At 36.2% G+C, this 17,613-nt stretch carries 20 protein-coding genes; 11 read left to right on the top strand and 9 right to left on the bottom strand.

Annotated elements, in window-relative coordinates:
* The first annotated feature begins 275 nt into the window (after positions 1-275).
* Both MR062_RS09475 and MR062_RS09470 read left to right on the top strand, forming a co-directional pair.
* A complete protein-coding gene (locus MR062_RS09475) occupies positions 276-1,154 on the top strand; it encodes a cell division protein FtsX (protein WP_242203916.1) in 879 nt (292 codons plus the stop codon).
* Positions 1,155-1,265: 111 nt separating this feature from the next.
* A complete protein-coding gene (locus tag MR062_RS09470; RefSeq protein WP_242203915.1) occupies positions 1,266-1,520 on the top strand; it encodes a DUF3098 domain-containing protein in 255 nt (84 codons plus the stop codon).
* An 87-nt stretch (positions 1,521-1,607) separates the two neighbouring features.
* On the opposite strand, the gene MR062_RS09465 is transcribed toward MR062_RS09470, so the two are convergent.
* The gene (locus tag MR062_RS09465; RefSeq protein ID WP_242203914.1) at positions 1,608-2,732 is read right to left on the bottom strand and encodes a glycerate kinase; all 1,125 of its coding nucleotides are present in this window, start codon (positions 2,730-2,732) and stop codon (positions 1,608-1,610) included.
* An 80-nt stretch (positions 2,733-2,812) separates the two neighbouring features.
* Here MR062_RS09465 and MR062_RS09460 point away from each other — a divergent pair, with 80 nt between their 5' ends.
* The 3 genes from MR062_RS09460 to MR062_RS09450 are packed head-to-tail and all read left to right on the top strand — an operon-like array spanning position 2,813 to position 5,073.
* Positions 2,813-3,607, top strand: coding sequence for an undecaprenyl-diphosphate phosphatase (locus MR062_RS09460; protein WP_242203913.1), 795 nt, complete (start codon positions 2,813-2,815; stop codon positions 3,605-3,607).
* A 2-nt stretch (positions 3,608-3,609) separates the two neighbouring features.
* Positions 3,610-4,302: a tRNA pseudouridine(55) synthase TruB gene (truB, locus tag MR062_RS09455; RefSeq protein WP_242203912.1), complete on the top strand. Its 693-nt coding sequence runs from the start codon at positions 3,610-3,612 to the stop codon at positions 4,300-4,302.
* A gap of 54 nt (positions 4,303-4,356) precedes the next feature.
* The gene (locus tag MR062_RS09450; RefSeq protein WP_242203911.1) at positions 4,357-5,073 is read left to right on the top strand and encodes a hypothetical protein; all 717 of its coding nucleotides are present in this window, start codon (positions 4,357-4,359) and stop codon (positions 5,071-5,073) included.
* Here MR062_RS09450 and MR062_RS09445 read toward each other — a convergent pair.
* Entirely contained in the window at positions 5,057-5,674 is a 618-nt protein-coding gene (locus tag MR062_RS09445) for a thioredoxin family protein (RefSeq protein ID WP_242203910.1), read from the bottom strand. The genes MR062_RS09450 and MR062_RS09445 overlap by 17 nt on opposite strands.
* 106 nt (positions 5,675-5,780) lie before the next feature.
* Here MR062_RS09445 and MR062_RS09440 point away from each other — a divergent pair, with 106 nt between their 5' ends.
* The 3 genes from MR062_RS09440 (at position 5,781) to MR062_RS09430 (ending at position 8,635) form a co-directional block, all read left to right on the top strand.
* Positions 5,781-6,347, top strand: coding sequence for a DNA-3-methyladenine glycosylase I (locus tag MR062_RS09440; protein WP_242203909.1), 567 nt, complete (start codon positions 5,781-5,783; stop codon positions 6,345-6,347).
* 329 nt (positions 6,348-6,676) lie between these two features.
* Positions 6,677-7,543 carry a transporter gene (locus tag MR062_RS09435; RefSeq protein ID WP_242203908.1) on the top strand — a complete coding sequence of 289 codons (867 nt, stop codon included), beginning with the start codon at positions 6,677-6,679 and terminating at the stop codon, positions 7,541-7,543.
* A gap of 6 nt (positions 7,544-7,549) precedes the next feature.
* Positions 7,550-8,635 (top strand): DUF3179 domain-containing protein, encoded by a 1,086-nt coding sequence (locus tag MR062_RS09430; RefSeq protein WP_242203907.1) that lies wholly within the window; start codon positions 7,550-7,552, stop codon positions 8,633-8,635.
* 64 nt (positions 8,636-8,699) lie between these two features.
* On the opposite strand, the gene MR062_RS09425 is transcribed toward MR062_RS09430, so the two are convergent.
* From MR062_RS09425 to MR062_RS09410, 4 genes are all read right to left on the bottom strand, one after another.
* Positions 8,700-9,806: a Gfo/Idh/MocA family protein gene (locus MR062_RS09425; RefSeq protein ID WP_242203906.1), complete on the bottom strand. Its 1,107-nt coding sequence runs from the start codon at positions 9,804-9,806 to the stop codon at positions 8,700-8,702.
* 2 nt (positions 9,807-9,808) lie between these two features.
* Positions 9,809-10,441, bottom strand: a complete 633-nt coding sequence (aat, locus tag MR062_RS09420; protein ID WP_242203905.1) for a leucyl/phenylalanyl-tRNA--protein transferase — start codon at positions 10,439-10,441, stop codon at positions 9,809-9,811.
* Between the two features lie 89 nt (positions 10,442-10,530).
* On the bottom strand, positions 10,531-10,908 hold the full coding sequence (locus MR062_RS09415) for a DUF3127 domain-containing protein (RefSeq protein ID WP_242203904.1): 378 nt from the start codon (positions 10,906-10,908) through the stop codon (positions 10,531-10,533).
* A 34-nt stretch (positions 10,909-10,942) separates the two neighbouring features.
* Entirely contained in the window at positions 10,943-11,812 is an 870-nt protein-coding gene (locus MR062_RS09410) for a flavin reductase family protein (protein ID WP_242203903.1), read from the bottom strand.
* A 120-nt stretch (positions 11,813-11,932) separates the two neighbouring features.
* Here MR062_RS09410 and MR062_RS09405 point away from each other — a divergent pair, with 120 nt between their 5' ends.
* Both MR062_RS09405 and MR062_RS09400 read left to right on the top strand, forming a co-directional pair.
* Entirely contained in the window at positions 11,933-13,084 is a 1,152-nt protein-coding gene (locus MR062_RS09405; RefSeq protein ID WP_242204015.1) for a sensor histidine kinase, read from the top strand.
* Between the two features lies 1 nt (position 13,085).
* Positions 13,086-13,436, top strand: coding sequence for a hypothetical protein (locus MR062_RS09400; protein WP_242203902.1), 351 nt, complete (start codon positions 13,086-13,088; stop codon positions 13,434-13,436).
* On the opposite strand, the gene MR062_RS09395 is transcribed toward MR062_RS09400, so the two are convergent.
* Entirely contained in the window at positions 13,431-13,820 is a 390-nt protein-coding gene (locus tag MR062_RS09395; RefSeq protein WP_242203901.1) for an HIT family protein, read from the bottom strand. The genes MR062_RS09400 and MR062_RS09395 overlap by 6 nt on opposite strands.
* Before the next feature lie 107 nt (positions 13,821-13,927).
* A complete protein-coding gene (gene greA / locus MR062_RS09390) occupies positions 13,928-14,401 on the bottom strand; it encodes a transcription elongation factor GreA (RefSeq protein WP_242203900.1) in 474 nt (157 codons plus the stop codon).
* A 253-nt stretch (positions 14,402-14,654) separates the two neighbouring features.
* Here greA and MR062_RS09385 point away from each other — a divergent pair, with 253 nt between their 5' ends.
* Positions 14,655-15,095, top strand: coding sequence for a hypothetical protein (locus MR062_RS09385; protein WP_242203899.1), 441 nt, complete (start codon positions 14,655-14,657; stop codon positions 15,093-15,095).
* A gap of 215 nt (positions 15,096-15,310) precedes the next feature.
* Here MR062_RS09385 and MR062_RS09380 read toward each other — a convergent pair whose 3' ends face one another.
* Complete coding sequence (locus tag MR062_RS09380) at positions 15,311-17,461, bottom strand: TonB-dependent receptor (protein ID WP_242203898.1); 2,151 nt, start codon at positions 17,459-17,461, stop codon at positions 15,311-15,313.
* Positions 17,462-17,613: the final 152 nt, after the last annotated feature.

The following is a 17,613-nucleotide window of genomic DNA, read 5'->3' as shown; positions in this document are numbered from 1 at the left end:
CTTTGGGGAGGTTAGGTGGGGCTAAAAGCTGCCGCTCCAATCACTTTTGCGGGGTTTTACTATTCTGCGGCTAGTCTCAGTATTAAGTATTCAGTTAATCTAACTTCGTAAATTTTTAATGGTTAACTATATGCTATCCTTTCAATCACCATCAATCCCATCAATCTTTTACCAAAGGATAAAATTTGTCGTGTACATACTAAAACAGATATGTTCTGGTTTATATAAGAGATTAGATATACTTTATTATTTTTACATCTTAAATCGATCATGGCATGAGTTCATCTTTTGAAAAGCACCAAAAACGCCGACTTATTTCTTCCTATTTTTCAGTGGTACTAAGTATTGCTTTGGTATTGTTTTTATTAGGCCTATTGGGCATGTTGGTACTTAATGCCAAAAAAGTATCCAATCATTTTAAAGAACAGGTGGTGCTTACCATTTATTTGAAGGATTCGGCCAAAGAGGTTGAGATCAATCAGCTGGAAAAAAGTTTAGCCATGGCCGATTATGTAAAATCCACCGAATACGTTTCCAAAGAGCAAGCTGCCGAATTTATGAAAGCCGAAAACGGTGAGGACTTTATGGATTTTGTGGGTTACAACCCCTTACAGAACTCTATAGACATACATTTAAAAGCCGATTTTGTAACTTCGGAACACCTTGAAAAAATTTCAACGGAAGCTTTAACTAAAAACTTTGTTGACGAGGTGTCTTATGACAATGATTTGGTAAACCTAATGAACGATAACGTTAAGAAAATTAGTTTTTGGGTATTGGTCATTAGTGGCATTTTTACCTTAATAGCCGTATTATTAATAAACAGCTCCATCCGGTTGGCCGTGTATTCCAAACGATTTACCATTAAAACCATGCAAATGGTTGGGGCTACCAAGCAGTTTATTCGTAGGCCGTTTGTTTGGAAAAGTGTGCGTTTGGGTATTATTGGAGCCGTTTTAGCTTTAGCAGGCATGGCCATTGTGCTTTACTACCTCAACAGAACTTTTACCGATTTAGGATTATTGAACAATCCGTTGCTTATAGGGTTCTTATTTGCTTTAATATTTGTTTTGGGCGTTATTATTACTTGGGTGAGTACCCATTTTGCCACACAACGCTTTTTGAATTTAAAAACGGATGAGCTTTATTATTAGTTATTGGTGTGAATACCCCGTGACTCAAAAATTCATTTTTCAAATATTATAACATCATTAACACCGCTATTTTAAATAAATCTGTTATTTTGCACTATTAGTTAAAACATTATGGGAGAACAAAAACGAAAAGAAAACGCAAAACCAGCTTTTGTATTTGGCAAAAAAAACTACAAGTTTATGTTTATTGGTTTAGCCTGTATTGCCCTTGGATTTATTTTAATGGCTGGTGGCGGTAGTGACGACCCCAATGTTTTTAATCCTGATATTTTCTCTTGGAGACGTATTCGGTTGGCACCTACTTTAGTGCTTATTGGGTTTGCCATTCAGGTTTATGCTATTCTTTTGAATCCGGATAAGAAATAGTTCCTTATCATTTCTAACACTTAGTTATTTTCAAGTGGATTCCTGCCTTCCCTTCAACAAGCTCAGGGCAACGCGCAGGAATGACAATTACATTATTTTTTCTGCAAAAATTTTTGCCATTTTATAAACATAGGCCTGGCTATTTTGCATGGCATCTTCTAAATTTTCAGCATGATTCATAACCGCATCGGCATAGTCGATTCCTAAATTTTTAAGTGCGTCTTCGTTTAAATCTATTGCTCCACATAAAGCAGCTACTTTACATTGTTTTGTTTTTACAGCAGGCGTTACGCCCCAAATTGTTTTTCCCGAAAGGGTTTGAACATCCAACAGACCTTCACCAGTAATGATCCAGTCGGCATTGGTGATATGCGCTTCAAAATTTGCCAATTCCTTTATTAATTCAATTCCAGATTGTAACTCCCCTTTTAAGAATACCTTTGAAGCCATGCCCATACCTCCGGCCGCTCCAGCTCCTTCAACCCTTTGGGAATCTATCCCAAACACCGTTTTCAATACTTTGGAAAACCGTTGCAAACCATCATCCAACATTTTAATATCATTAAAAGAAGCCCCTTTTTGCTTCGCATAGACATAAGCCGCACCCTGTTTGCCATATAACGGGTTGGTAACATCACAAGCAATTTTAAAACTAACCGTATGTAATCTGGGATGCACTTTAGTGGCGTCAATCGTTTCAATGTGTGATAAATTGGCCCCTATAGGCTTCACTTCCTGATTATGTTTATCCAAAAAGCGATAGCCTAAAGCCGTAGCCATACCAATACCACAGTCGTTAGTGGCACTTCCCCCAATACCTAAAAGGATTTGTTTAGCACCACGGTCTATTGCATCCCGTATCAATTCGCCCGTCCCCAAAGTCGTGGCTTTTTTACAGTCTAATTGCTCTGGTCTTAAAAGTTTAACCCCTGAAGCTTCAGCCATTTCTATGAATGCCATTTGTTGTACTTCAGAATATAAATAAGAGGCTTTAATGGGTTTAAAAAATGGATTGCTTACTTCTACCTGTACATGCTTTCCTTTTAAGTAATAATTAACCACATCTATAGTACCATCGCCACCATCGGCAAGAGGTAGTTGCACCAAGCTTGCCTCTGGGTTAACAGTTAGTATACCTGCCTTAACCGCGTCGCAAAATTGAAACCCTGTTAATGTTCCTTTAAATTTATCTGGCGCCAGTACAATCTTCATTTCAGTAAAAATACATGCTTTTATAATATAAGTTAAATATGACTATCGTTTAATATCTCTATTTTAATACTTTTGTGCCCATGGATATCATTGACTCAATCATTTTAGGCATTATTCAAGGGCTTACCGAATTTTTACCTGTTTCATCAAGCGGCCATTTAGAACTAGGAAAAGCCATTTTAGGCGACCACTCTGTGCCAGAAGAAAGCTTACTTTTTACTGTTGTCCTTCACTTTGCAACAGCTTTAAGTACCATAGTGGTATTTAGAAAAGATATTTTAGAGCTCATAAAAGGTGCCCTAAGTTTCAAATGGAATGCCGATTTGCAATTCATCGTTAAAATTGCAATATCCATGATACCTGCCGTTATTGTAGGTCTATTTTTCGAGGAACAATTGGAGCAACTTTTTGGCAGTAATGTTTTACTTGTTGGCTGTATGCTTATCATTACGGCCTTACTCCTCTTTTTGGCCGATAAAGCCAAAAACACCAGCAAGCCTGTTTCCTATAACAATGCTTTTATTATTGGTATTTCGCAAGCCATTGCTATGTTGCCCGGTATTTCACGTTCTGGCGCTACCATTTCAACCTCGGTACTATTAGGAAACGATAAAACCAAAGCCGCCCGTTTTTCATTTTTAATGGTGGTTCCGCTCATTTTTGGTAAAATTGCCAAGGACATTTTAAGCGGGGACATTTCTGCTGAAAGTCAAAATTTCACAGCACTCTCCATTGGATTTATAGCCGCCTTTATAGCTGGTCTTTTTGCTTGTACATGGATGATTACCTTGGTAAAAAAAAGCAAGTTGAGCTATTTTGCCATTTATTGTGTTATTATAGGCTTAATTGCTATTGGGGTTTCTATTTTTAATTAGTTATGCTTACAAAAGACGATTACCTTTCAGGACAAGTATTGCTTATCGATAAGCCTTTAAATTGGACTTCTTTTCAAGCGGTTAACAAATTGCGCTGGGAAATTAAACGGGCTTTCAAACTAAAAAAAATAAAGGTAGGCCATGCTGGCACGTTAGATCCTTTAGCCACTGGTCTTTTGGTTATATGCACCGGTAAAATGACCAAACAAATTGAAACGTTCCAAGCCCAAACTAAAGAATACACGGGAACTTTTACCCTAGGAAGTTCCACCCCTTCTTTCGATCTGGAGACCGAAATTGACGCCACCTTCCCTACAGCACATATTACTGAAGAACTCATCCATGAAACCACAAAAGGGTTTATTGGGGATATTGAACAATTTCCTCCAGTATTTTCAGCTGTTAAAAAAGACGGTAAACGCTTATATGAATTTGCAAGGGCCGGGGAACAAGTAGAGATTAAACCGCGAACGGTAAATATTTCAGCATTTGAAATCACTAAAATAGAGGGGTTACAAGCTGATTTTAGAGTCGTGTGCAGCAAAGGCACTTACATTAGGTCTTTGGCTAACGATTTTGGCAAAGCTTTGCAATCTGGCGCCCATTTATCGGCTCTAAGACGCACTAAAATAGGCGATTTTAAAGTAGATGACGCGACATCTATTGAAAAGTTTATAGAAAACCTTAAGAACTAAATTGCTTTATTTTGCGTATATTGTACTAACCAACACATATAAATACCATACGATTTGCGCCTAACAGATCAACATAAAGCCCTACTTATCACGTTCCTAATGTCGGGGACTGTTGTACTTTCCGTTTTCAATTTCAGCCTAAAAAAACATAGCGAATTCATTTCCGAGAGTTACTATATGGTTGAACCGGAAGAAGAACCTACCGAAGAAGAACTTAAAATTTTGGAAGCTCTGGAAAAACTAAATGCCACCAAAGCCGAAACCAATCAAGCTTTTAATGAAACCCAACAAAGCAAACAGTTCGCCCAAGCCTATAAACCTATAGCCCCACCTGAAGATTACGTCCCTAAAACCAGTAGTTCTGTTGAAGGCCCTAATACCGCTTCTAAACGTTATGAGGACGCTGAAGATTCTAAATTGAAGGATGAAGAGCTTTCTAAATTCAGTAAAGTAAGCGACCTTTTAAAAAAACAGCAGGAAGATGGCAATAATTCGAAAAGCACCATTAGTTTTTCATTAAAAGACCGCTCTAAGGTATACATTCCTATTCCAGTCTATCTTTGCGAAGTGGATGGTAAAATTGTAGTTAACATAACGGTTAATGCTAAAGGAGATGTTACGGATGTTTATATCAATTCAAGTTCAAACTCCTCTAACGAATGTTTAAAGGGGCATGCCCTAGAATATGCCAAACAGTCCACTTTTAGTGAAGACCCTTCGAAGGCTTCACAACTGGGCTCTATAACGTTTTATTTTATTGGCAAACATTAGGCTCTAGATCGCATAATATATCGGCTACATCTTCTATAATATTCTGTCCTTTATTTTTATTATACCAATGTTGGAGGTCTTTTTTAAAATCGGGTGTTAATTTACCATACATATTTAAAAACCGACTTACATAATTGGTCGCCTCTGTAGGTCTTGGCCCATAGGTTGCTAGAACTTTTCTGGACTCTTCATCTATCATAATCAATTTTGGAATCGCCCTTGCTCCACCTGTTAAAAAGGCATCCATAAGTTTTGGGTTGTCGTCTCGAAGGACTACGCGTAAGTCGATACTATCATTTAAAGATGCTATCTTGTTTAAAGCAGGCAACATGTGTGCGCCATCTCCGCACCAGCTTTCGGCTATAACTAACCAGATAACACGATGGTTAAATGTTGCAATCTTTTTTTGTACCTGCTCCGAGACCTTAATGGTCTTGTCCCACCGTTTCATGCGTTTCGCATTAAGCTTGGTAAAATCAATCCTTTCTTGGTTTTTTTCCAAACCTGTTGTTCTTCCTTCGGCTGCTAATGCTGCTACCAAACTCCTGTATTCGGGATACGACATGCTCTGTTGCAAGCTATCTTCTATTAAGGTCTTCATAAGATATATTTTTTGATAACACATGAATTCAAGTCCCAAAATTAGTATCTTGCTTAAGCAATAAAAATGACTTTTGTCATGCTTCAATTCTAGAACCCAAAACATTATGGCTACAATAAAAAAATGCAACTGGTGTATAGGCGACCCTTTATACGAAGCGTATCATGATACTGAATGGGGAGTACCCGTGTACGATGATGATACACTATTTGAATTTCTAATTTTAGAAACTTTCCAGGCCGGTTTAAGTTGGATTACCATCTTAAGGAAACGCGAAAACTTTAGAAAGGCTTTTGATAATTTTGACTACAAGAAAATAGCAAATTACAAGCAAGATAAAATTGATGCGCTATTGCAGGATGCTGGTATTATTAGGAATAAGCTAAAGGTAAATGCAACCATTACCAACGCCCAAGCATTTATAAAGATCCAAGAGGAGTTTGGTAGTTTTAGCAAATATATTTGGGCTTTTGTAGATGATAAACCTATTAAGAATACATGGCCTTCTTTAAAAGATGTCCCTGCAACTTCACCAATATCTGACGCTTTAAGTAAAGATTTAAAAAAACGCGGTTTTAAATTTGTTGGTTCTACGGTTGTTTATGCCCATATGCAAGCCACAGGAATGGTCAATGATCATGAGGTCAACTGTTTTAGGTACCATGAGGTTTAACCTTTTCAATTATTCTTAATCTTGACCGTTTTTTTTAAATTTTACTTTTAAAGCGGTGTATATATCTTTCTATATTTTATTACTACTAAAAGTAATACCACACATTTCATTAGCCAAGTTCATTTAGTATAGATCAATACAATATAAACTATTATTACTAATGTTAAAGTTAGTAAGGGCTCCCTTCCCTAAACGACTCTTAAAGCATTATAATTCAATCTATTGACATGGATCTTAAGTATTCTTTCATTCTTATATACTTAGCTTGTCTACAAACTAATGCCCAAACTTGTTGTTCGGGGGGTATTCCCTTATCAAATAGCATTGGTTTGGAAACTACAGACAAAGGAACATTACAACTCGCATTAAATTACGATTACAATTATTTAAACACACTTAATTTTGAATCGAAAAAATTAGATGATAATTCACGACTACGAATAACACACTCCATTTTATTGAACATTGGCTATGCCATAACCAACAATTTATCGGCCGAAGGATTATTTACGTGGGTTAATCAACGTAGAAAAATAACTCAATTCGATAATGAAAATTTAGATCAAACTACAGGAATTGGTGATGCCATTTTTCTATTAAAATATAATTTTAAAAATGCGATAGGTGAAAATAGCCATTTAGCTTTGGGGATAGGCACTAAAATTCCTTTAGGCTCCTCAACCCAAAAAAATAGTGACGGGATAACTTTAAATGCCGATTTACAACCTGGAAGTAATGCATGGGATCTTATTTATTGGTTTACTACCTCAAAAAACTTCAATTTCAGACCTTCACTAACAATCTCTTCAAGGCTTATTTACCGAGATACTGGCACCAACAATTCATACTTAGGCGATTCTACCTATCAATTTGGAGAAGAATTCCAATCATTTTTAAGTTTTTCAGATCAGTTTCCCTTATTAAAAACCATTACTAATCCAAGTGTTTCTTTTAAATATCGTAATGCCAGACAAGATAAAATTAATGGCTTTAATTTGGACAACACAGGGGGTAATTGGCTTTTTATTATTCCTAATTTCTCCATAAATATAACCCCTACTATTTCTTTTTCTACAAAAGCAGAACTTCCCATTTACAGCAATGTAGATGGCACACAACTAACTCCTACTTATAGGATTACAAGTGGTTTACTCATAAACATTCATAAAAAAACAGAAGCTATAAATATAAACTAGAATGCTATGAAAAGAAATGTTATACATACGATATCCCTGCTATTAATAATGGCTTGCAGCACTAGCGCTAGTGATCAAACAATCCCAGACAACAGTGAGGATAATAGCAACAATGACAATCCAAATAATACGTCGCAGTGGTCAATTCCTCTTAGAGATGTTAAAGACGGTGGCCCGGGGAAAGACGGTATTCCATCTATAGACAACCCCCAATTTTTAGATGTCAATAGAATCGATTTTTTAAATGATGACGACCTAGTGGTGGGAACAATTACCGGCAATACCGTTAAAGCTTATCCCCATCCTATTTTAGATTGGCATGAAATTGTGAATGACGAAACAAATAACGAGGCCTTAACCTTAAATTACTGTCCCTTAACCGGCACAGCGTTTGGGTGGAAAAGCGAAGCCAATGGCATTAAAACAACTTTTGGGGTTTCGGGCTTGCTCTATAATGCAAATTTAATACTATACGATAGAAACACAGACAGTAATTGGTCCCAACTAAAACTAGAGTGCGTAAATGGTTCATTAATTGGTGACAAACCTATTCTCACTAATATTATAGAGACCAATTGGAAAACATGGAAAACACTTTACCCTAATTCCAAAGTTTTGAGTACAGATACTGGGTACTCTAGAAACTATAGTACTTATCCTTATGGACCATATAAAACGAATCATTCTTATTTCATCTTTACTCCAACAATAACTAATGACGCTTTACCTAATAAAGAACGGATATATGCATTGATAAATAATGATAAATCCAAAATCTATCAATTTACCCGCTTCACCAATGGTAACATTATACGTGATAACTTTAATGGAAAAAATTATCTATTGGTGGGAAACGAAAACCTTATTAAAGCCTTTGTTTTAAGTGAGACACAATCAAGCCTAACATTCACTTATGACTTTAATAATTCTGAAGGTTTTTTTAAAGACAACGAAGGAAATAAATGGTCTGTTTTTGGTAATGCTATTGAGGGGCCAAGATCAGGAGAACAGCTAACCCCAGCTGTATCGGTAGTAAGTTATTGGTTTGCCATTACTGCTTTTTATCCAAACCCTGAAATTTACTCCCCTTAATTTCAAACACAATAAAGCAAGTATTTAAACTAAAAACAAGCCTTATTTACTATTTATTTGGCTGTCAATTATTCTTAATCTTGACCGTTTTTCCAGATTTTGCACTTTTTATAGCCGCTTCTAAAACCTCCACAACAATCATATTGTTTTCAAGGGATGTTAAGTCATAGGGGCTTAATTCTACCTCATTGCGAACTACGGCCTTTAGTAAAGCAAACGGATCGTTAAACGGAGGGGTTCGCTCTTCAAGTTTATACGACTCTGAATCGAAATCGCTATATCCCTTGGAAATATGAACCCTTAAGTCGTTTTTATTATCTGCATATATAGCTCCATTGACGCCATAGATTTCCATATCTTTCCTTCCTATAGGCCAATTCCATGACGCTTGAATAATGGCACTCACATTGTTGTAAGTTAAAATAATTGTTGCTTCATCATCGACATTGGGGTTGTTCTCTGGCTGCTGTTGTTGTGTTACCGCAGTAACGGTACTGGGCTTTTTACCATCCATCATCCAAGTAACCAGATTGGCTCCATAACATCCAAAATCGGTAATGGCCCCACCACCGTTCAGTACAGGATCTGTTAACCAATCCAAAAACTCTTTATTCACACCTATTTTTTTTGGTCCTTTATGTCCATCCCTTACAATTACTTTCCTTAGCGCTCCTACACGATTATCTTTTAACAGCTCATAAGCCTTATGGTTTGTGGGATACCAAGTGGTTTCATAATTGGTAAGCAACTGAATTTTATAGGTTTTGGCCAATTGAGCCATTCTCTTGGCATGTTTTAAATTAACGGCCAAGGGTTTTTCTACCATAACATGAACACCTCTAGGTGCACAAACTTCCACCACATGCAAATGTTCATAAATGGATCCAAAAGCGGTAACAGCCTCTGGATGTACTGCCTCAATCATTTCCTCCATAGTATTATATACCATAGTCATTGGAAAGCCATATAGTTCTGAATAGCGTTCGGCCAACGCTTTATCGGTCTCTACAATGCCAACTATCTCAATATCATTTCGATCCATCCCGCCTAAAATACCGTGAACGTGCGAATGACTTAGTCCTACAACACCTATTTTTAAAGGTGGTTCTTGGGCAAATCCGTTAAGTGTCATAAAAACCACAACCCAAATAATATGTATTTTTTGAATCATAACTATTTATTTTTTAAATACTTTAAAAACAAGCTTCTTGGTACATCTTCGGCCCCTAAGCTCTCTAAATGATTGGTATACACTTGGCAATCTATTAATTTATAGTTGCTGTTTTGAATAAAAGTAATAAATCCTGCTTTACTAGCATTACTTTCTTTAGTAAACATACTTTCACCACAAAACACACCATTGTCTAGGTCGACACCATAGAGCCCAGCCACCAAACTACTTTCTTTCCATACTTCAACCGATTTAGCATAACCCTTTTCATGTAACTCTACATAGGCATCTATCATATGTTGGGTAATCCAGGTTCCTGCCTGACCTATTCTTTCAGTTTTAGAACATTCGGTTATAACTTCTTTAAACGATTTATTGATCGTGACTTCATAATTGCATTTACGTAGTGTTTGCCTCATACTTTTGGAAACCCGAAGTTTCTCGGGAAACAAAACAAAACGCGGATCGGGCGACCACCATAAAATAGGTTCGCCTTCACTAAACCATGGAAAAATCCCCGATTGATAGGCCAATAATAATCGCTCTGCCGATAAATCTCCACCAATAGCCAATAGGCCTTCTGGTGTAGCCTTATCAACAGAAGGGAACCATATTTTTTTTGTTAAATAATGCATTTTATAAAAATAAAAAACCTTTCAATATAATACTGAAAGGTTTTTTATAACACCCTTCGACTGTGCTCAGGGCAACAAACAATTTGTTATTAAAACGGTAAATCGTCGTGATCGTCTTCTTTTAAGTCTCCCGCAGGTTCAAAAGCATCTGCTGGTGGCACAGGAGGTATATTATCGCCTGCTGCTTCTGCCTGTAATGCTTCTATACGCCATCCTTGTATGGAATTGAAATATTTGGTTTCACCTTGGGGGTTTACCCATTCCCTACCTCGTAAATTAATACTAATTTTCACTTGTTGTCCCACTTGGTAACTGTTTAACAAATCGGTTTTATCTTGAACAAACTCTACCATAATGTGTTGTGGGTATTGCTCATCAGTAGTGATTACTATTTCTCTTTTTCTAAACCCATTTGCTCCAAAAGTTTGGGTTTCGCCAATCATTTTAATTCTTCCTTGAACTTCCATTAGTTTTTATTTATATCAATTATTTACTCTTTTTTTAACTTAATAATATATGCCATGCACTTTCTACATCACCATAGCTTAAATAGTTTTGTGCCAATTTGTGCTTTTCATTAGCAGATAATGCATTAAGATTGGGATATCTGTCTAACTTATCCTCTATAAAGGCTTTTACCATAGCCTGTGTTGGCAAGTTTTCTACATTGGCCAACATGCCCAAATCGTTTCCGGTTAGGACCTCACTATTTCGTATAGCATCTGGCAAATTATCTACTCCTAAGCCTAATGTTTTAATTGGCTTAGGAATTTCAAAAAAGCCATTTTTTGCCCTACTATAATAACTGCCTCCTGCCCTAGCTACCAAATCCAACTTCTCTTGATTGATGCTTCCATCGTTATTTAACACCTTATCACTGATATGGAATTTAACCACTTCACATATAATTAAATTTCCAGCACCGCCATCTTGACCCAATTTAATAATATCATTCACCTGGCATTCAAACTGTACGGGCGACTCGGCTACCCTAAAAGGTTTTACCTCATCTGATTGTAACATGGTCAACCCAGCCTTTTCAAACTCATTAATGTCTTTGCCATATTCGGTGCTACTTAGTGACATTTGATGAACAATATCATAATTCACCACATTAATAACCACTTCCTTAGTTTCTTCTATATTCAACAGTGTATGTTTTACCGTATTATCCCTAACACGACGGGATGGCGAAAATACCAAAACTGGAGGGTTGGCACTAAATACGTTAAAAAAACTAAAAGGCGATAGGTTGGGGTTGCCTTCTGCATCTATCGTACTGGCAAAAGCAATAGGTCTAGGCGCTATAGCACTCTGCAAATAACCTTGTAATATATTAGTCGCTAATGCTTTTGGATCGAAAGAGGTCATTAATTATTTTGAATTTCAACAAAAGTAACCAATCTACCAGTTAACTGAAAACAGATTTACTAACAACTTGCACAATAATATTAACAGATTTGCATTATATTACATGTTAAACAACCAATGATGATCTTTACAGAATACAAAAATACAGTTCGCTGGCTTATCATAGCAGTCTCTTTTGTTTTAGTATCACTAATTCTATGGAACACCTATGTATTCTTTCAAAATTTTAAGGCCGAAGAAACGACCAAAATGAAAATTTGGGCCAAAGCTCAAAAAGAATTGAGTAAGAATACCGACCTTAATGAAGATATTGGCGAGCTTTCCATTGAAATTTTACAGAGCAACAAGACCACGCCCATGATTATTATGAGTCAAGATGGTAGTTATGACTCAAATAACATTGAAGAAAAAAAGGCAAATGATTCCATATACATAAAGCGACTTATTTCTAAATTTAAAAATGAATACGAGCCTATTCAAGTAGTTTATAAAGACGAAGTTTTATCGACCATCTATTACGGTAATTCCCCGCTTCTAAACAAACTAAAATATTACCCTTTAGCTTTATTGCTCATTATTATTTTGTTTAGTGCCGTGATATTTTTCTTTTACCGAAGTAACAAGAATGCAAGCCAAAACAAGTTGTGGTCGGGCATGGCCAAAGAAACGGCTCATCAAATAGGCACACCGTTATCTTCTTTAATTGGTTGGGCCGAACTTTTAAAAACCGAACAGGTTAACCCCAATTATATTACCGAAATTGAAAAAGATATCGACCGTCTACAAACCATTACCGAACGTTTTAGCAAGATAGGTTCGGTTCCAACACTTGAAATTGTAGATATTATTGAAGAGACTGTAGATTCTTTCGACTACTTAAAAGCGCGATCTTCAAATCTTATACATTTTGAAATGAAAATCCCAGATGATGAAATTCCCGTATATTTAAACAAACAGCTTTATAGCTGGGCCATCGAAAATCTGGTAAAAAATGCTATCGATGCGATGAAAGGCAGGGGCAACCTTACTATTGAAATCTCACAACTTGAAGATAATGTAAAAGTAAAAGTCACAGATACGGGAAAAGGGATTTTGAAGAAGGATTTTCGTAAAATTTTTGAACCTGGCTATACCACCAAAAGAAGAGGATGGGGGCTAGGTTTATCGCTCACCAGGCGTATTATTGAAGATTTCCATGATGGGAAAATAAAAGTTTTACATTCTGAAATCGGTAAGGGCTCAACCATACAGATTTCCTTAAAACGTGCTTAATATGCAGGATCATTTTATACACATTAAAGAAGTTGCCTTAAAAAACAACTGTCCTGTTTGTTTTAATAATGACGGACTGTACTTAAGTTTTAAACAGCGTATAGTAAACACCAAATTTTATAACTCGATTACCCGGGAAATTAAACACGAGCTAGCTTGCAAAACCTGTAATAGCCCCATATACCCAGTGCAATGGACAGACGATATCGAGCAGGTTTTCGAATATCACAAAAAGGCTTTTACACCTAAAAAAGCAACTGTAAAGTTAAAAACGGCTTCTTGGATACTGATTGCCACATTACTTTTGATACTCGTTTCAATAATTTCTTTAATGCTTTACCAAAAACTATAGATTTGCATTTATGGCTTTGGCAATCTCTTGAAATTCTTCTGAAGATAACTTGGCCTTAGTTGTAAAGCGGGCATCTTCCATAGAGTGCAAGGGTATTAAATGCACATGCACATGTGGCACCTCCAAACCAATAACGCTCACCCCAACACGTTTGCAGGGAATGGTCTTTTCTATAGCAATAGCGACTTGTCTGGAGAAAGACATCAATCCGTTATAAGTTTCCTCATCTAAGTCGAAAATCTTATCCACTTCCTTTTTTGGGATACAGAGTGTATGCCCCTTACTATTGGGGTTAACGTCCAAAAACGCCAAAAACGCATCGGTCTCTGCCACTTTATAACAAGGAATGTCTCCGTTAACTATTTTAGTGAAAATTGAAGCCATAATAATGAGGGTTTAGTGTACTTGTAAATATAAAAAGATTCCTAATTAAAACTGAATCGATTTTCAGTAAAAATTAGGAATCCAATTATTATGTTATTTGTTAGTTGTTATCTGGAAATTTCAATAATATCGAACTTCATAATACCATTAGGCACCTGAATTTCGGCCACATCGCCAACCGATTTACCCAATAATCCTTTTCCAATAGGAGAATTAACCGAAATTTTACCAGAGGCTAAGTCGGCCTCACTTTCGGCTACTAAAGTATAAACCATTTCCATACCATTGGTTTGGTTCTTTATCTTCACTTTAGACAAAACCAATACTTTTGAAGTGTCTAACTGCGATTCATCTATTAAACGAGCGTTAGCCAAAGTCTCTTCCATCTTAGAAATTTTCATTTCCAATAACCCTTGTGCTTCTTTAGCAGCATCGTATTCGGCATTTTCACTTAAATCCCCTTTATCTCTCGCTTCAGCAATTGCCTGAGATGCTTTTGGACGCTCTACATCCTTTAGATGGTTTAACTCATCTCTCAATTTTTTTAATCCTTCGGCTGTGTAATATGATACTTTACTCATAACGTCATTGTTTTATTTAATAAAAAGATGCTGAAACCTACTTAAACTTTTATTAGCACAGGGGTTCAGCATACAAAAAAATCCCGTTTACACGAGATTGCCATACAAAAATACAAATTTTTAGTTATTTTTTCAATATCTACCTAAAAGGTCTTTACTTCAGGTATTTACAGAAAATTAAAATGCTTTAAGGAAGTATACAAAATATTTACTGTAATTTGCGTTTTAATATAGAACGCATTATAAATAGAACATGAAATCTTTCGCTTATATTATTTGTATTATTTTTTTAATTGGGTGTAGTGCTAATAACGATATAATTAAAAATCCTTACCTACCAAATTACGAATTTGATACTGGAGATTTAATAAACACCAATTTACCTCAATTTAATAAATTAAAATTACCAGGTAATTTTGTGGTTGTTGACAACCCCTACGGAATAAACGGTTTTGTGCTTTATTATGCCGGTGGGACTAATTATAACGCCTTTGAAATTACAGATCCCAATCATGCGATAAGTTCATGCTCTAAACTTAGTGTGGAAGGCATAATAGCTACCTGTGATTGTGATGATGGTAATTCTTATGATATATTAAATGGCGTTATGAGAGAAGGCACAACAGGAAACTACCCATTAATACGTTATAAAGTTGAAGTTTTGGGCTCTATTATTAGAGTTTATAATGATTAAAACGACTGTCTAAAAAGTGCCATTCTGAATGTGATCACTGAGGTACTCGAAGTGAAATGAAGAATCTCTAAAAATCTCAAACCGCAGATTATTAACAAAATAAGATCCCCTGATCGCCCGTAGGCAGGTTCGCTTTGACTTCGACTGCGCTCAGTCTTACAGCTCTGAATGATCAAAACTCATCACTTTTTAGACAGTCGTTTTTAATTAAATACCTAAAACTTCAAGGTCGCCCCAACCAAAAAATTTGTTGTGGCCTGTGGATAATAGCCCGTATAATAGCCTGTGGTTTTTCCAGTTGAACTAGAAGGATCATCATAATCATATGAACCGAAATAACCATTAGATACATATTCCTTATTGAATATATTATTTATCAATCCAGAAATCACAATGGATTTGAACAATCTATTTGGTTTAATCTCATAAACTATATTAAGGTCATTTACAAAGTAACTGTCCAACTTTGATAAATCATTATCAATGTTTCCTAAATATTGTTCGCCAACATATTTACTTAGTAATGATATTTGCAAATTTTCAACTGGTTTAAAATTAAGCGCATTGCCTATAATCAATTCTGGCGAAAATGAGATGTTAGTGTCTCCTAAGTTCACATACTCTCCATTAACAGCAACTCCAAAATCCTTTATCTTATTACTACTTAAAGCCACATTAGTAGAGGCATTAAAGACATCACAAAACTTAATATTGGCGTCGACCTCTACGCCCAACCTATAACTCTCATCTACATTAACTCTAACGGGACTACCTACATCATCCAATTCGCCCGTTAACACTAACTGGTTTTGATAAAACATATAGTACACATTGGTGTTTACAGACACCTTACCTGTATGGTAACGCCATCCCAACTCAATATCGTTAAGGGTTTCATTTTCTGTTATCCCTGCTTTAAAATCGTCGCGATTAGGCTCTCGGTTTGCCCTGGCATAAGAGACATAAAAACTATTGGCATCACAATGCTTATAGGTCAACCCCACTTTTGGATTGAAGAAATCAAATTTGGCATCGGTCACAAAAGGTACCCTATCTGAATTTATGCCATTGGTTTTATAGCTTACAAAGCGTCCTTGTAAATCGATATAGCCCGTAAACTTTTCTGCAAACTTAAATGTGGCCTTAGAAAATATACTAAAGTCATTTTTGGAGGCATCTCCATCATAATAACGATCTCTAATGGATGTATTTGGCGCCAAATCACTTCCCCAAATCACTTCTCCAAAATGATCTCCTATGTAATTACTGTAAGACAACCCAGAAATTATTTCTAGGTAATCTTTTTTATAGGTCACATTGGCATTAGCTACGTAAAAATTGTTGTCTAACCAACGACGCACAATAACATCCGATCCTTCTTCAATTAAATTATTAAAACTTGCGGCCGATTCTCCCTCTTTATATTGTTCAAAATAGCCTTTCCCTTTTGTATAGTTTAAGCCTAAGTTAGTCGACCAATGATTATCCAAGCGTTCGTTCCAATGCAATTGGTAATGATCTTGCCAATAGTTATCGGTTTCATTTTCGTAGGTATATGGGTTTTGGCGACGGTCTTCTTTTAGTTGCTCTGCTGTTAAACCATACCAAGATTGATAGGTGTATTCTTTATTTCCAAAGGTCAAAGCCTTTATCAAGGTGTTATCGTCTTTATATACCCCTTGAAGGAAATAGGATTTTAAATCGGTAAAAGCACGATCTACATAACCATCGGAATAAATTTTAGAAAAACGTCCAGAAAACTCAATGCTTCGACTACGCTCAGCACCCAAAATGTCTCCTGTACTCATTTTCACCGTATGCTTGCGTGTATTATAACTTCCAAAGCTATTCGATATTTCGGCGGAAGCTGTTTCAGAGAACGAATCGGTTAACAAGTTCAAGCTAGCACCAAATGCCCCGGAGCCATTAGTAGATGTTCCTACACCACGTTGTAGTTGCAAACTCTGGGTTGATGAGGCAAAATCGCCTAAATTCACCCAAAACGTGCCTTGGCTTTCAGGATCATTATACGGAATACCATTAATAGTTACATTAACACGGGTAGCATCGGTACCGCGAACACGAATACCTGTATAACCAATACCTGCCCCTGCATCGCTGGTCGTCACCACAGAGGGTAAATAATTTAACAAAATGGGGATGTCTTGTCCCAAATTCCGTTTTTCTAGTTCTTCTTTTGAAATATTCGAATGGGTAATGGGTGAATTGGCATTAACGCGAACGGCTTTTACCAGAACTTCATCCAAGTTCTCAGTTTTTGTTGAATCTTGCGGTACTTGATTTTGTTGTGCAATAGCACTGACTGATAACACCAAAAGTGCTAAAAAAAGAAATCTGTTTTTCATGTCGAGATAAATAAAAATTTAAATCGAATAAAAAGAGGTCATTATTCTTTATTTGTTAAATATTATTAAACAGTCATTACGAGGAGTTTGCGACGAAGTAATCTTTTAATTAATGAGATTGCTTCATCTTGATATCTCAAGATTCGCAATGA

The sequence above is a fragment of the Aestuariivivens insulae genome (assembly GCF_022662195.1).
GTDB lineage: Bacteria > Bacteroidota > Bacteroidia > Flavobacteriales > Flavobacteriaceae > Aestuariivivens > Aestuariivivens insulae.
Note: the sequence above shows the minus strand (reverse complement) of the source record. Positions and strands in the feature narration are given on the sequence as shown.